This window comes from Paenibacillus sp. URB8-2 (genome assembly GCF_013393385.1).
Classification (GTDB): Bacteria; Bacillota; Bacilli; order Paenibacillales; family Paenibacillaceae; genus Paenibacillus_AQ.
In genome coordinates, this window is the sequence record NZ_AP023239.1 from 2435422 (window position 1) to 2450821 (window position 15400).

The following is a 15400-nucleotide window of genomic DNA, read 5'->3' on the forward strand; positions in this document are numbered from 1 at the left end:
TCCTGCGAGCCTAAAGTTTAAAATCTCAGAAAGTATAAACTCCGGTGATTGTTCGATTTCTGGGTAAACGCACGGTGCCATAAGACGCCGTTAGGCGTTTATCCATGCATAGTGAATTGTATAAGTAGTATGCGCGCAAAAGAGAGAATTCATAACTGCTATTTTTCGAGTCAGCCTTTAAGAACGAGAGAAACAGGGAGAAAATACGGGATGTTGCCGTGATTTTTCGGCATGGGCAGCGGTATTTCGCCAAAGACTCTTTCTACAATATATGGTATAGTTTAAAGGCTGCTTCACACAATATATTGTGACAAATGCAGTGGAAGCCGTTTTAATCCGGAATGACGCGGTTATTTGTAATTGACAAGATGAACTTCCGGCTGGGACGGCAAAGCCGCCATAGGGTGGCAGGGAAGCTCATGTTGTGGGTGACAAAATGGAAACCCGCCTGACACATACATCGGAATATTAATCATACTTACGGGAGGTTGTTTATATTGAGTACAGTGGAGCGCAAGCAGCAGCTGGAGGGGCTAAGCGAGAAAATCTTTTTGGACCGCTACGCCTGGAAGGACGCCGACACAAACAATGCCAAGGTGGGGGACGTGGTGCTGGTCCTGACGAAGGACGATCCGAAGTTCCCTACCAAGGAAGTGGGGGAAATCGTGGAGCGCAGCGGCAAGACCGTAACGGTCAAGACCCGCCGGGGCGAACTGGTGCAGTCCGACGTGGAGAAGCTGACGCTCAATATTGAAAAAACACCGGAAGAAATGTGGGACCGCCTGGCGGGAGCGATGGCTTCCGTTGAGAAGACGCCGGAGCTGCAGCGCGAATGGACGGATAAATTCCGCAGCATTCTGGATGACTGGAAGCTCGTTCCAGGGGGGCGGATCGCGGCCGGAGCGGGAGCGAGCGATGAGCTGACGCTGTTCAACTGCTATGTCGTGCCTTCGCCAAAAGACAGCCGGGGCGGCATCATGGAAACTTTGTCCGAAATGACGGAAATTATGGCACGCGGCGGCGGGGTCGGCATCAACCTGTCTTCGCTGCGCCCGCGCCGCGCCGTAGTCAAAGGCGTTAACGGTTCTTCCAGCGGAGCGGTATCCTGGGGCGGACTGTTCAGTTACACGACAGGTCTAATCGAGCAGGGCGGAAGCCGCCGTGGGGCGCTGATGCTGATGATCAACGACTGGCATCCGGACGTGGCCGATTTCATTACCGTCAAGCAGACGATGGGTCAAGTAACGAACGCCAACCTGTCGGTATGCGTCAGCAACGGCTTTATGAAGGCGGTCAAAGAGGATCTCGACTGGGATCTTGTATTCCCGGATACGACAGAGCCGGATTACAATGAAGTCTGGGATGGCGACCTCGATAAATGGAAGGCTGCCGGCCGCAAGGTCAATCATTACCGTACCGTAAAAGCACGGGATATCTGGCATACCATCATTGAATCCGCATGGAAATCGGCCGAGCCGGGCGTCGTCTTCATGGAATATTACAACCAGATGTCCAACAGCTGGTACTTCAACCCAATCATTTGTACGAATCCTTGCGGCGAGCAGGGGCTGCCCGGCTGGGGCGTCTGCAACTTGTCCGCGATCAACCTCTCCAAGTTCTACGACGCGGAGAAGCATGATGTGGCTTGGGACGATCTCGCTACGACGACCCGCTATTCCGTGCGCTTCCTGGACAATGTCATCGACAAGACGCCGTACCATTTCCCGGAGAACGAAGCCAATCAGAAAAAAGAGCGCCGCGTAGGCCTCGGAACGATGGGTCTGGCCGAGCTGATGATCAAGCTGAACGTCCGCTACGGCAGCCCTGAATCGCTGGAATTTCTGGACAAGCTGTATGGCTTCATGGCCCGCGAAGCTTATCTGGCTTCTTCCGGGATCGCGGCGGAAAAAGGTTCTTTCCAGGCATTCGACGCTGAGAAGTATGAGCTGAGTGGCTTTATGAAAAATATGACCGAGGTGTACCCCGAGGTCGGCGAAGCCATCTCGAAGCAAGGGATGCGCAACGTTACGGTTATAACCCAAGCGCCGACAGGCAGCACGGGCACGATGGTCGGCACATCGACCGGCATCGAGCCGTACTTTGCCTTCAAATATTTCCGTCAAAGCCGCCTAGGCTTCGACGAGCAATTCGTACCGATTGCAGAGGAGTATCTTGAGGCTCATCCGGGCGAAGAACTGCCGGACTATTTCGTAACTTCGATGGACCTGTCCGCCAAGGATCATATCCGCGTACAGGCTGCCATTCAGCGCTGGGTGGACAGCTCCATTTCCAAGACGGCGAACTGCCCGAACGACTTTACGGTGGAAGAAACGAAAGAACTGTACGAATTGGCCTTCGACCTCGGCTGCAAAGGCGTCACGATCTACCGCGACGGCAGCCGCGATACGCAGGTGCTGCAAACGGAGAAGAAGGAGGACAAGAAAGACGCTTCGCTGAAGGAGACGGCTGCTCCGGCGGTTGAGGCTGATGCGGCTGTTCCAGCGGTCGAAGCAGTACAGGCTTCAGCGACGGCATCTTCTTCCGACTCCGCAGCTACGTCTTCCGCTCAGGCAGGCAGCGCATCCAATGCAGGCACGGTTGTCGACAAGCAGTACAAGAAACGCCCGCAGGTGCTGCGCGGCGCGACATACAAGATCAATACGCCGTTCGGCATGGCGTATATTACGATCAACGATCTGAACGGCACGCCCGCCGAAATCTTCCTGAATGTCGGCAAGGCCGGTTCCGACGTGTTCGCGATGGCGGAAGCGCTCGGCCGCGTCTGCTCCCTGTTCCTCCGCTACGGAGACCACGGCGAGAAGGTAGAGCTGCTGATCAAGCATCTCAAAGGCATCGGCGGCTCCGGCGCCATCGGCTTCGGTGCGAACCGCGTCGAGTCCATCGCCGACGCGGTGGCGAAGGCGCTGGAAACTCATGTGCAGCAAAGCGCACACGAAGACCACGCGCCCGCGCCAATCGCGGCAACGCTCGCGCTCGAGGATTTCGAGAGCGCGCTGAACGCCGAGCTGAAGTCTGGCGGCGCTCCGGCAGCTCCCGCCGAGGCCGATCACGGCCACGGCGGACACGGGCACAGCCATTCGTCGGCGACTTCCCGCGACTTGTGCCCGTCCTGCGGCAGCGCCTCGCTGATTAACATCGAGGGCTGCAAAACCTGCGGGAATTGCGGGTACAGCCGGTGCGGGTAAGGGGAAGAACGAATAAATCGGTATCAGTCAAGTTTTCTAGGGTTCCGCAGTCGCAAGATGTTGACCGTCGAGCGGATTGAGATAGTGATCAAAACGCTTGAGACAAAAAACTAATAAAAACCGCATTATAATGGGGGCTGTTTCAGAAATATTGAGACAGCCCTTATTTTGACATGTTTTCGTCAAAAATCATTTCAAAAATATTGATATAGATTTTTTCGAAAATATTGAGACATATTATTAAACTTTGATTTAAAGCAGGTTGGGCAAAGGAAGAAGTCTCAAATTTGGATAAAAGTATTATGACCCTAATTTAAATCAATAAAAGGCACAGAGGTTTATATCAGCAATCTCTGTCACTCACGACTCACTCCCCTAATGATAACCCCACTTTTGCAAACACTCATGCATATCCCCTGGTAACATCCATATCTCCTATACGTTTATTCGACCTCAATGTCTAATTGCAATAAAAGTAAAAAGATGCTGGTGACGTCGAGTATATCAAGATCTAACCATGTTTTGAAATTTTTCGTTCTAAACAGAAAGGGGAGAATTTTTATTTCAATTCCGCTAGGGTAGAAATCAGATTGGATACTTCGCCCAATAAATTCTATAATAATCCTAAATAAGATTATACCTGAAGGGATGATTTTAATGGGTTTCTTCGGAAATGAAATAAATGAACAGCTAATTAATGAAATTATTGAACATGAAAGTTCTAATGATTTTGTCGGATTTTTGAGAAATGAATTACATATTGGGGGTACAAGAGAGCAATACCCAATTACAACAGCGGATCATCAAGTTGGTACCGATAATTACAAAGTACAAGACACTTTTGGAGCGTTGTTGTTTACTCCCTCATATAGAGAAATATTAGGAATTGAATTATACGTAAAATCAATAGTCGAAAGAATAAATGCAGTTTTTTCTCATCGAATGCATAACCCTCATACCATGGAACTAATCACTAGAATTTTTGTGTTTAATGCAGTCGCGCATGAATATGTACACGTGCAACAATTTGAACAAGGAAGAATTACAGCAGAAATAATAGAAGTTCAAAATCAATTGAATTACGAGCAAAGAGAAATTGAAATAGAAGCGTCTAATGTAGCCAAAGAACTATTAATTCAATATACAGGTTTGGAAACTCAAAGAGTAAATCAAATACTAAGTGGGAACAGCGATAACGATTCAGCGGCTGAACTTTCCGAATATTTAATAGAATGGGAAAATGCGAAACAATTAAAGATGATGAAAATAAAGAAAAGACTCCAAACTCATTTAAGTAATTGAGATGGAGTCTTTTTTATTAAATTTTTTGTACATAAAATGCTCTCTTCACATGATCTGATTGTTACTAATTATCATCATCGGCGTCCTTTTTTTCTTTGGTTGTTGAAGTAGTTCTCGGCTTTATTAGGTTTGTTCATTTGTTTCGAACGAAATATTTCATAGTAGTGATTAAATGAGAATCCTAATTTTTTTGATATCATCCATAACTTAACTTTTAGCATCTCATCATCTACAGCGTAAATGTCGCCTATCCCGCTATATTTACCAAAAATCATTGTACCGAGCTTGGGTTAGCGGAAGATTTGAATACAGGATACAAAATTATCTTATAGTAAATCATTAATCGAGAAATGTAACAATTCTTCCTTAAATGATTGATTGAGATTTCCAGTTTCTAGAGATAATAGTATAATGGAACTAATTTTGAAAAGAAACGTGAAACATGATTATGGAGGCTGAGCCTGTGGAATCTGAACAGAAATTGAAAGAATTGCGCCAAGAGCTGGGTTTAACGCTGCGCAAAATCGGTGAGAAGGTAACTACTTGTCCCTGTTGTAATCGTTTGGCTGAATGCACACATGAATTTGAAAACCAATTTTATTGTTCAGATAATTGTGTGAAAGAACATATGGTCTTCGTTAATCAAGTGACTACTATTTGCAAAGTCACAGGTCTTACCCCAATAGAAGTGAAGAAAACAATGTCCGTGAATAATTGGTCTCTTTATGATTTTACGCAAAGTATAGATTATTGTTTAGATGAACTTTCATCAGACTCTTCAATTCCATTTGCAATTGGGACAGCATTTAAGAATGCTGGTGTTTATAATACATTAAGCAAGAATTTAGCCCTTCTTAATACTAATCGGGGGGGAACAAACTTTAAAGGGTTTGTATTTGAGCATTTACACGCAACCAATGCTACGGTCTCTAGAACACCAACAACGGTGATAGCAGATAACGGAATTGCCGATTTTATAATAGTTCAAAAAGATGGTACAAAGGTATTAGGACAAGCAAAAGCTGGTTACCAAAATACGGGTATTGATTTTCAGAAGTATAAAGGACAAACTATTGTTGTAGATAAGGGAAATACACAATTAATAAAACGTGCTCAGGCTACTGGGCTTGATGTTATTGAATCAGATATCAGTCTCAAACAATGCAAAAGCTTATCAAATATTATGAAGTTGGAAAGTCAAATCCTTCGTACTTCAAATGCTTCATTAACGTCCAAATTATATGCTTTAAATCAGGCAGGTGTTGCTTCTGCTAAAGTTGGTAGCGCTGCTGGAGCTGGATTTAGTATAGGCAGTAACATTGTGGATGTATTTTCAGGTGACAAAAATTTAAATGAAGCAACCAAAGCTGTTGCGCGGGATACAGCAATTGCTACTGCCTCAAGCTATGCAATTGGTGTAGCTGCAGCTACTCCTTTGGGTACTGCTATATCCGGTACAGTAGCTTCAACAGGAGCCGCAATTGCAGGAACCTCAGTAGGTGGAGCGGTTGTAGCAGGAGCAGGTGCATTAACAGGATTGGTAACTACGGCAACAACTGCTGTGACGGGAGCTGTTGCAAGTTCGGCTGTTGGTGTAGGAGTGGCAAGTGCAGCCACAGCAGTTACAACAGCCGCAACCGGTGCTGTAACTGCTGTGGCAGGAACAGCGGTTGGGACGGCTGTTACAGGTTTAGCGACAGCAGCTGCGGGTACGACTGTCGGTGCTGCTGCAGTAGCTGGAGCTACTGCGATTGGTGCTGCTGCGGTTGCTGCTGCTCCAGTCGTTGCAGTAGCAGCGGTAGCTGGAGGACTCTTTGCATTGGGTAAAAAAATCTTTGGTAAATAACAAATCATTTGTGAACGATGCACAATCTTTTGTTAAACGCATTATTAGAACAATGGGGATGATTTAACAAAGCTTAGAAATTAACAAAAAGACATCCTTTTTTAGGTGGATGTCTAACCACTGATAACCATTATGGAATCTTCTGATTTTTCTCATCCTAAATGAAAAATCACATTTCATCATAGTTGAGAAATTATAGTCACCTGAAAACAAGCGATCTCGAGAAGAAGGGTAAACCTTTATTCTCGATGGATCGCTTGTTTTGTTATGATTGATGATGACTACAACCTAGTTCTTTTTCCAAGTTATACATTTGACTAAAGGTATCCTTCAAGGATCTATACAGTAAAGTATATTGCTGAAACCGCTTTTGATAAGCCTTATGTCTTGTCTTATCAGGCTCAAATATATGATTCATGCCTACAGGAGCATGTTTAAAGGCAGCAAGCCCCTCCGTAGCTCTTAAAGCAAGCAGCGCAACACCCAAAGCTGGTCCTCCCGATGATACCCAATGCTCTACCGGGAGGCCAAAGATGTCTGCAATCATTTGAAGCCAAAGAGGGCTTTGCGCTCCTCCGCCAATGGCACGTACGCTGTTGACGGGGATTTGCAACTGCTGTGCAATAACGATAGATTCATATAAAGAGAAGCTTACGCCTTCAAGAACAGCTCTGGTCATGTCGCCTCTCGTATGCTGGTGACTTAAACCCAAGAATGTACCTCTCGCATAAGGGTCATTGTGAGGTGTACGTTCACCGGATAGGTAAGGGAGGAAGTACAGCCCTTTTGAACCATTTGGTATCTGTTCAGCCTCGGCTAAAAGTAAGTCATAACGGCCATTTTGGATTTCTTCTACCCACCATTTGAGGGAAGCGCCTGCTGACAAAGTAACACCCATTACATGCCAACGTCCGTTGGCATCACAAAATGAATGCAGCCGTGCGAATTCATCCGGAAGATAAGTGCTTTGTGGAGCTAACACAACACCGGATGTCCCAAGAGAAACCATCACAGTGCCTTCTTCGGCAATTTGGATTCCAACTGCTCCTGCCGCATTATCCCCAGCCCCCGCCACAACAGGAATGCCAACGGGAAGTGCCGTCTCTCTTTCCGCTGCTTCATTTACTTTTCCTGCTGCTTCGTAAGATTCATAGACTTTTGGCAACATGTCTGGATGTAACTCAAGGATCTTTAGCATGGGTTCAGACCATTTTCGATTTCGCACATCAAAAAATAGCGTTCCTGACGCATCGGAAACATCTGTAACTAATTCTCCGACAAGCTTGTAGTTAATGTAATCCTTGGGAAGACAGATGGATTTCACCTTTGCAAAAATGTCGGGAAGGTGTTTTTTTAACCATAATATCTTAGGAGCTGTAAAACCTGGAGAAGCAATATTTCCGGTAAGTTCGATTAAGGTCTCTTTACCTACCACATTATTTAAATAGTCTGTCTCCTCATGGGATCGCTGGTCGTTCCACAAAATAGCTGGGAGAAGGGGAGTTCCGTTCTCATCCAACGCTACCAGGCCATGCATCTGACCGCTCACTCCTACACCTTTTAATTGGGAAGGGTCAAACGTTTGGAACAGTTCCTGAAGTCCATCTTTTACAGCTGTCCACCAATCCTCCGGGTCCTGCTCACTCCAGCCTGGGTGAATGTGATAAATAGGATATGCTCTGATTGCCTCTGCCACAATTTCACCGAACTTATCGACAATTACCATTTTTGCCCCTGATGTTCCTATATCTATCCCAAGTGTGTACGACATATAATGTCCTCCTTTATTTGTTAAAATGAATGTGCTAGAATACGTTGAAAGTTCTTTAAGAAGGAGTAAGAAGTGTATGAAATTAAGAGATAGCCAGCTTCAGGTATTATGGACAGCCCGTGTGGACTATTCCAGAAACAGCGGTATAAAAGAGCACTCTCATGATTTCTACCAGCTTCTTCATATCATTGACGGAAAAGGGTCCGTTTCACAGGAAGGGCGGTTATATCCCGTGCTTTCAAATCATTGTTATCTTTTTAAAAAAGGAGTTTCTCACAGCTTCCACTTTACAGAAGAAACCATCACATTTGACATTAAGTTCTCCTTGGCCGAAGAATTTGCAAAGTATATTGCGAATTATGATTGGTCTGGAGGATTAGCATTTAATAATATTGCTCAGTTTAAGGAATTATTTCGACTTTCAAGCATCAATCTGAAAGAAACCCATGATCTCCTGCCTTTTCGGATTGATGTGGGATATAAAGGAATTTTATTAGAAATTGTTCAGGACAGGAATTCACAGAATTCTAACCCCCATATTACAACACCGGTTACGGAAACAGACGAAGGCTATCCAATGGTCCAATATTTAAAGCAGAATCTGTCCTCCAAAATCAACCTGGAAGAAATGGCCGAATGTTTCAACTTTAATTCTCATTATCTTATTGAACTGTTTAAAAAGAACTTGGGTACTACACCGATGCAATATCTGCAAGCCCTTCGGCTTGAAAAGGCAAAGGAATATCTTGAATTTACATCCTATTCTGTTTCGGAAATTGCTGAACTAATCGGATTAACTCCCCAGTATTTCTCTAGACTATGTATGGAGCGGCTTGGAATGTCCCCAAGTAAGATCCGTGAACAAATGCGGACCGTAGTAGGGAAAGATATTATACTGGAAGAAGATTTCAGTATTGATGAACAGCCGACTCTCACCAATATAGAAGGCAGCTGAATTTTGTTGGACAAAAACCCCTGTAAATATGTTACAGGGGTTTGGTTTGAATTTCTACCTGAGCAACTTTGCTTGGATGAGCTTTATGGTCTCTTGATACCCTAATGGATCTAACATTTTTTTTGAAGGAGGAGCATTTAGGAAAGCTTCTCCCCATTCCGCAGATTCTTTATATTTTGGAACGAGATGAACATGCAAATGGGAGACCAGATCGCCGTAAATGCCATAATTCATCTTATCCGGTTGAAAAGCTTCATGAAGAGTTCTGGCCGCCTGGGAGACATCCTCCATAAATAGCTGCAGATCGGTTGGATCCAAATGGAAAAGTTCCCTGACATGCCGGTTATACGCGACAATGCATCGACCTTGATGTGTTTGGTCTTTGTTTAGATAGAGGGTGGATACTCTTAACTTGGCCGCCTCGATCATTAAACGTTCCAGTTTATGATTTTTGCTGCAATAAAAGCATTCCGGATCATCTATGCTAACATTGTCAGCTTTATTTGGCATATTAAGAATTTACCTCACAATCTATCATAACGTGAATAATATCCCCACTGCGTTGGTTGCGAAGCTTAAACGCTTCTTCAATTTTTTCCAGAGGGAAGATGTGAGTAATCGTCTCTTTTGTATTCACTAATCCGTCCATGACCAGACGCAGACCTTCTTCGAAAAATCTACGATTATCAATGTCGCGCTTCGGTTCAGTAGATAAAATGTCTAGACGTTTTTTATGAACTTTAAAGAAATCGATGGGCTTATGACTCGTTCCAATGCAGCCATACATAACAATCCGGCCGTTCTGTGCAGCTGCATCGATGGCGTCTACCATACCGGAGCCTTCAAGAAGACACGGGATAACCACATCAAAACCGTCAGGAAAGTCTTTACCAACGACGTCCATCGTTTTGGTATCGGGTGATGGCAGCTTATAGGTATGCGTTGCTCCATATTTTTTGGCAAGCGCTAATTTTTCATCGAACAGATCAGTAACTACAAGATTCTTTGGGCTAAAAAGGTTAATAACCTGTGTCATAGCAAGTCCGCTAACACCTTGGCCCATAATCAGAACATTTTTAGCAGGAGAAATTTCAGCCCTTTCCGCCGTATGTAGCAGAGGAGGAAGCACCTCAATAAGCGAACCTTCAATTAACGGGAAATCTTTGGGCAGAACCTTTACCGCAAAAGGAATGCAGCATACATATTCTGCAAAGGCTCCCCATACATAACGTAAAGCAACATGATCACCTTCTTTTAATCCAATAACATTTTTTCCAACTTTGTCGATAATACCGGCTACTTCATGACCTAAACGGGTCGGATAGGAAAGAAACTCAGGTTCACGCGCTCCCCGGTACACTTCAAGATCACTCCCACAGATGCCAACCCACTTCACTTTAATTCTAACTTCTCCCTCATTCGGCTCTGGAATATGAGCTCTTCTGATGGAGACGGACCCTATATCCTCCATCACTGCACACATTTGAGTGCCAGGGCCGTCTCCTTCAACTAATTCCATAGGGGGGACTGTCATTTTTCGTACCATCTTTAAAACCTCCAATATCGAAATCACATCGGTGTGATGCGTTACACAAAGTGTATGGTAAACGCTTTCAGGTATCAATATCGAAAATTCATGTAAACTTAATCAAAATTCATAGGTTGACAGTTATCTGTAGAATCTGACTTTTGGATAAATATCTATGGGTTTTCGATATGGCTTTGTCTGTCATGGGGGGATACAATGGTCACAACAAAATGAAAGGGGTTGCAAAAAAGTGATCAGTAAACAAGAATATAAAAATGTAAAGAATGAATCGCTTCGCTATCTAAAGGAGGCGGGTATCAAGCTTTCTTCTCAAGAAGCGGAAGCTTTGGAAATCGCTGATTTTGGCTTAGGCCGCATCCGCGAACTTGGGTTGCAGTTAGTAACCTATGTGAATACATCCAGATATTGTGCGAAAGAACTTGTATTATTGCCGCGTCAGACCTGTCCTGAGCATTATCACCCACATGTAAATGGAAATCCGGGAAAAGAGGAAACGTTCCGCTGCCGCAAAGGAATAGTCTATTTACATGTGCCGGGTACTGCAACTGAACATCCCCAAGCTGTCATCCCCGAAGGATATGGAGAGCATTTAAGAGTTTGGAAGGAAATCGTGTTGAAGCCCGGTGAGCAATATACGATTCTTCCAGAGACGCCGCACTGGTTCCAAGCTGGAGATGAGGGGGCGGTTGTATCGGAATTTTCATCAACGAGTACAGACGAGAATGATATTTTTACAGATCCAAAAATTATCAGAACTCCAATTCTCCAATAAGCCAAAAAAAATGAGAGGGTGAGAAGAAAATGAGTATTTCATCTGTCGAAAAATCCGCGACGAAAAAAATAACATTACACATTGTCCCTTATTTGTTTATTGCTTATTTGGTTTCTTTTCTGGATCGTGTAAGCATCACGTATTCTTCCTTAGGCGGTATGGATAAGGCATTAGGCATAACAAGCAGCGCTTTTGGTCTGATCTCGGGAATCTTCTTTATTGGGTACTTTGTTTGCACAGTACCCAGTAATATCATGTTGAATCGCTATGGAGCCAGAAAGTGGATTGCCCGCATCCTTGTTGCCTGGGGGATTGTAACCGTTATCACGGCATGGTCCAACAGCGTCAGCCATCTTTATATTCTTCGTTTTCTTCTAGGAGTAGCGGAAGCCGGCTTTTTTCCGGGAGTAATTCTTTATATCACCTTCTGGTTCCGATCGAAAGAACGGGCCAAAGTCGTAGCTTTGTTTATGACTGCGCCACCTCTTGCGAACGCTTTAGGTGCTCCTCTTTCCATATGGGTTGTGCAAAATATTCATTGGGCAGGAATGCCGGGGTGGCGCTGGCTCTTTATTTTTGCGGGAATTCCTGCCGTTGTTCTAGGAATTATTACTTTTTTCTATCTAAGCGATAAACCGAATCAAGCCAAATGGCTGAGCTGCGAAGAGAAAGAATGGTTAAGCAATGAACTCAAGAAGGAAAGTTTAAATAAAAGAGATACGAAAGCGCTGTCATTCAAGGGAGTATCTAAAGATAAAATAGTGTGGAAGTTTGCCTTTACAAACCTGACCTATGTCATTGGACTTTACGGAATAAGCTTCTGGATGCCGCGGATTATAAAATCCTTATCTGATGTTCTAACTGATACGCAAGTTGGTTACATCACTATGGCTCCTTATATTTGCGGGGCGATCGCCATGGTCTTGATGGGAGTGCATTCCGACCGTACGAGAGAACGTAAATATCACGCTGCTTTTGCACCATTATTGGGAGCCATCGGCCTAATAGGAGCGCTGATCGCTCCAAGTCCCCTTGTCGCAGTCCTTATGATTTGTGTGACCACAGCGGGGTTATACAGCTTTTCCGGCCCATATTGGGCATTTACTTCAGCCACACTAACAGCGGAAGCCGCTGTTGTAGGTATTGGGATTATCAACTCGTTAGGAAATTTCGGAGGATTTATTGGACCCTACGTCATCGGTATTTTAAATGATGTAACAGGCACAGTTTCATTCGGTATTGCCTTCCTGGCACTGATGCTGATTCTTACTTGTATTCAGGTATTGGCAGTAAAGAGCGGGAAGAATCGTACGATCGTGGAGAACCAGGAGCCGAGGAATGCAGTTTGAGAAAAGCTGCCTTCTTTGAAATAACAGGCTTATTAAAGTTAATAAGGGTTATATACGATATTTAAGTCTTAGACGGAATTAGCCGACGAAGATCGGCCAGCTTGTTAACTGCCACATTTCAGGATTCGACAAGTATATGTCCTTCAGAGGATTTTGGATTAACACAAAAAAGGTTGGGTCAGAATTATCTTCTGCCCAACCTTTCTATTTTTAAAAACCACCTGCTGTTTTATCGTCAGCTTCAATTGACATCGATGGAAACAGTGATAAAATATAGGATAATTAAAAAATAACATATATTATACCATAATATCAAGAGGAAGTCAACTGTTTTTTTAATTTTTTCTCGAAGAAATTAATGGTAGTGGGAAAATGATTGTTCATTATTTAAAGAGCAGAAAAAGGAGGATAACAGCATGTATTTCCCCCGCATTTTCAACTCCCTGAACGTATCTATGCAGGTACAGTATATGACCGAATTACTGGAATTGAACGAGAAAACCAAAGAATACGGCCTGGTTCTGACCCCGAAGGATGTTGAGCTGATGATGGCGGCGAGAAACGAGGTCCTGCACAGTTACGGGCGGGTGGAATTGAGCATCGAAGTGACCAAGGCGCTCATCGAGGTATTCTCGGCGTCCTCGTTCATTCAGCAGGAGAACTATGCGGATACGCTGAATGAGCTGCATGAGATTTTTTATGATCTGAAAAATGAAACCGAAGACCGGATCAGCGACATGAAGCTCCTCCACAGGATGAAGGAAATGTTCGAAGAGGATTGCGAGGGCTCACTAGGCTTGTTAAAAAGCAGGCTCGAAGAATATGCCGAAGAATTCCGAAGAGAATTGCAGAAGAACGAGTCTCTAACTGAAGGAGAAGAGGACTATTGGGATCTGAAAAACTGAATAACGGGCGGGAGCTAACCATTCAGGGCGGTATTCGAAAATCTCGGCTGCAGCGAAATCAATATACGATTTCGTTAATGAACGCAGGCTTGCGAGCGGGGCTGCTGACGAGACAGGAAATAATGCGCATTCAGAATGCGTTCATGCAGATCTTGCAGATGCTGATCAAAAAATACACCCGGGGCGAAAGCACCTCGGTCACCATGGAAACCGCCTAAAGCCTCCTGACCTCTATCATGTATGCGGCCGATGCGTATCTGTACAATTTTGAGGAGCCGGAGATGGCGATCACTTGTCTTAAAACGATTGATGTTCGCCAAATTTATGAACGAGGCATGAAAATGGTCGGTCAATGCTTGGAAGAGTCCAAGCAGCTATATAAGGAAATCGTTGCTAACAAGCTGGGGGTTCCGGTCGACGCCTATAACATGACCATCGATGAGTCCCTGCCTGTCTTTCTCAGGAAATACGGCATCATCTTCGATGCCCACAATACGATGGCCAGTATCGATTACCCGCTAGCTGTGGATGATATGCGGCTCCAGGGCGTTTTTTATATGAAGCAGTATCTGGAGCGGCTGAAGCTGGAGACCGAGTTCTGCGCGATGTTCGATCAGCGGGAGCTGCTGAATTTGCTGGCCTACTACGGAAGGGAATGCAGGTTTAACTACCGGATCGAGCTGTTCAATATTTATGAGGTAGTGCTGAATCATGCGATTTTCTCCGTTTTATCAGGAGGAGATGCCTATCAAATCAGAATTTCCGAGAGTCAATACCAAAGGTTAGAACAGCAATTCATGAGCCTTACTGAACCGCAAATCAGGTCCGTCATCTCCGGTGCGATGGGTAAGCTTCAGCAAGAATTGCCAATTCATACCCGATTGAAGGAGTATATGGACGGTTGCATGGAAGACATCGTTCAGCGAGTGACGAATGCCGCAAAGCATGGCAGCTTGCGGGCTGTCATTATTACAGAGCGGGAGGCGGGAGTGAAATCCATTGTCCTTTTCTTTAACGAAGAGGACAGAATGAGCGATGTAGAGTTAAGAAGACGGCTGGATGAGATTATGGCCTGCGAGCGGAAGGAGGACAAGGTCAAGCTGATCTTATCCAGCTTCCATTCCTTCCATGACTTCCTCGATATGCTTGAATCCGACTGCTTGTACGGGGATGAGCATGATGCCCTTTTCCATGCGTCTGGCGATATGGAGCTGGCTATTCTGGCGAAAATCGTTTTCTATGAAGAGTTGCGAAGCGAGTCTCTGGATTTGCCGTCCATTCTGTTATTGGAGAATGAGCATAGGGTGGAGTGGCAAATGCAATTTGTCCAGTCCCTGAAGGGGAAGAGCCGGGAGCGGCTGCAAGCCGTCGAAAAGTATATGGATGAGATGGACTATGAACAAATGAAATTCTATTGATCAGCCATTTTAGTCTGACACTTTATTGTTTCGAGACAGCAAGGGTAGAAATATGAAATGGCTGTGATCGTGTAAAATGCGGTACGCCAAAAAACGACAATTCCGTTTTGAGATCAAATATATATTTAATGAGAAATAAATTGCATTCAATAAGCTGAATATTCATGCACTAATCTACTTTGATACCAAACAAAACAGTCCTGATGGAGAGCTTTAGCATCGGGACTGTTTGTGTTTGAAGGGTTCTGGCACTTATCGAATCAAGCCATATTGGGCATTGAGTACCCGTGGCGTTAAGCACAGGAACGAACGCAGTCGATATATCGG

The 15400-nt window shown here is 44.6% G+C and carries 12 protein-coding genes; 9 read left to right on the plus strand and 3 right to left on the minus strand.

Going from position 1 to position 15400, the window contains the following annotated elements; all coding sequences use genetic code 11:
* Window positions 1-497: 497 nt before the first annotated feature.
* From PUR_RS11100 to PUR_RS11110, 3 genes are all read left to right on the plus strand, one after another.
* Window positions 498-3206, plus strand: a complete 2709-nt coding sequence (locus PUR_RS11100; protein ID WP_179035290.1) for an adenosylcobalamin-dependent ribonucleoside-diphosphate reductase — start codon at window positions 498-500, stop codon at window positions 3204-3206.
* 657 nt (window positions 3207-3863) lie between these two features.
* On the plus strand, window positions 3864-4508 hold the full coding sequence (locus PUR_RS11105) for a hypothetical protein (protein WP_179035291.1): 645 nt from the start codon (window positions 3864-3866) through the stop codon (window positions 4506-4508).
* A 463-nt stretch (window positions 4509-4971) separates the two neighbouring features.
* A complete protein-coding gene (locus PUR_RS11110) occupies window positions 4972-6354 on the plus strand; it encodes a hypothetical protein (RefSeq protein WP_179035292.1) in 1383 nt (460 codons plus the stop codon).
* A gap of 265 nt (window positions 6355-6619) precedes the next feature.
* Here PUR_RS11110 and xylB read toward each other — a convergent pair whose 3' ends face one another.
* Window positions 6620-8125, minus strand: a complete 1506-nt coding sequence (gene xylB, locus PUR_RS11115; protein WP_179035293.1) for a xylulokinase — start codon at window positions 8123-8125, stop codon at window positions 6620-6622.
* Between the two features lie 76 nt (window positions 8126-8201).
* Between xylB and PUR_RS11120 the strand changes: the two genes are divergently transcribed.
* Entirely contained in the window at window positions 8202-9080 is an 879-nt protein-coding gene (locus PUR_RS11120) for a helix-turn-helix transcriptional regulator (protein ID WP_179035294.1), read from the plus strand.
* 54 nt (window positions 9081-9134) lie between these two features.
* Here the strand turns inward: PUR_RS11120 and PUR_RS11125 are convergent, their stop codons facing one another.
* Window positions 9135-9590, minus strand: a complete 456-nt coding sequence (locus PUR_RS11125; protein WP_179035295.1) for an HIT family protein — start codon at window positions 9588-9590, stop codon at window positions 9135-9137.
* 1 nt (window position 9591) lies between these two features.
* Window positions 9592-10626 (minus strand): zinc-dependent alcohol dehydrogenase, encoded by a 1035-nt coding sequence (locus PUR_RS11130; RefSeq protein ID WP_179035296.1) that lies wholly within the window; start codon window positions 10624-10626, stop codon window positions 9592-9594.
* A gap of 232 nt (window positions 10627-10858) precedes the next feature.
* Here PUR_RS11130 and PUR_RS11135 point away from each other — a divergent pair, with 232 nt between their 5' ends.
* The 5 genes from PUR_RS11135 to PUR_RS11155 all read left to right on the plus strand — a co-directional run bounded on the left by PUR_RS11135 (window position 10859) and on the right by PUR_RS11155 (window position 15073).
* Window positions 10859-11401: a D-lyxose/D-mannose family sugar isomerase gene (locus PUR_RS11135; RefSeq protein ID WP_232101815.1), complete on the plus strand. Its 543-nt coding sequence runs from the start codon at window positions 10859-10861 to the stop codon at window positions 11399-11401.
* Window positions 11402-11430: 29 nt separating this feature from the next.
* The gene (locus PUR_RS11140; RefSeq protein WP_179035298.1) at window positions 11431-12750 is read left to right on the plus strand and encodes an MFS transporter; all 1320 of its coding nucleotides are present in this window, start codon (window positions 11431-11433) and stop codon (window positions 12748-12750) included.
* A 416-nt stretch (window positions 12751-13166) separates the two neighbouring features.
* Window positions 13167-13655 carry a DUF6323 family protein gene (locus PUR_RS11145; RefSeq protein WP_179035299.1) on the plus strand — a complete coding sequence of 163 codons (489 nt, stop codon included), beginning with the start codon at window positions 13167-13169 and terminating at the stop codon, window positions 13653-13655.
* Window positions 13637-13873, plus strand: a complete 237-nt coding sequence (locus tag PUR_RS11150; protein WP_179035300.1) for a hypothetical protein — start codon at window positions 13637-13639, stop codon at window positions 13871-13873. The genes PUR_RS11145 and PUR_RS11150 overlap by 19 nt, the downstream gene beginning before the upstream one ends.
* A gap of 6 nt (window positions 13874-13879) precedes the next feature.
* Window positions 13880-15073 carry a DUF6179 domain-containing protein gene (locus PUR_RS11155; RefSeq protein WP_332107950.1) on the plus strand — a complete coding sequence of 398 codons (1194 nt, stop codon included), beginning with the start codon at window positions 13880-13882 and terminating at the stop codon, window positions 15071-15073.
* Window positions 15074-15400: the final 327 nt, after the last annotated feature.

Excerpts from the sequence above, each read along its gene's own strand:
- PUR_RS11105 (WP_179035291.1), top strand. The coding sequence starts at position 3,864 with ATGGGTTTCTTCGGAAATGAAATAAATGAACAGCTAATTAATGAAATT.
- xylB (WP_179035293.1), bottom strand. The coding sequence starts at position 8,125 with ATGTCGTACACACTTGGGATAGATATAGGAACATCAGGGGCAAAAATG.
- PUR_RS11120 (WP_179035294.1), top strand. The coding sequence starts at position 8,202 with ATGAAATTAAGAGATAGCCAGCTTCAGGTATTATGGACAGCCCGTGTG.
- PUR_RS11125 (WP_179035295.1), bottom strand. The coding sequence starts at position 9,590 with ATGCCAAATAAAGCTGACAATGTTAGCATAGATGATCCGGAATGCTTT.
- PUR_RS11130 (WP_179035296.1), bottom strand. The coding sequence starts at position 10,626 with ATGGTACGAAAAATGACAGTCCCCCCTATGGAATTAGTTGAAGGAGAC.
- PUR_RS11140 (WP_179035298.1), top strand. The coding sequence starts at position 11,431 with ATGAGTATTTCATCTGTCGAAAAATCCGCGACGAAAAAAATAACATTA.
- PUR_RS11145 (WP_179035299.1), top strand. The coding sequence starts at position 13,167 with ATGTATTTCCCCCGCATTTTCAACTCCCTGAACGTATCTATGCAGGTA.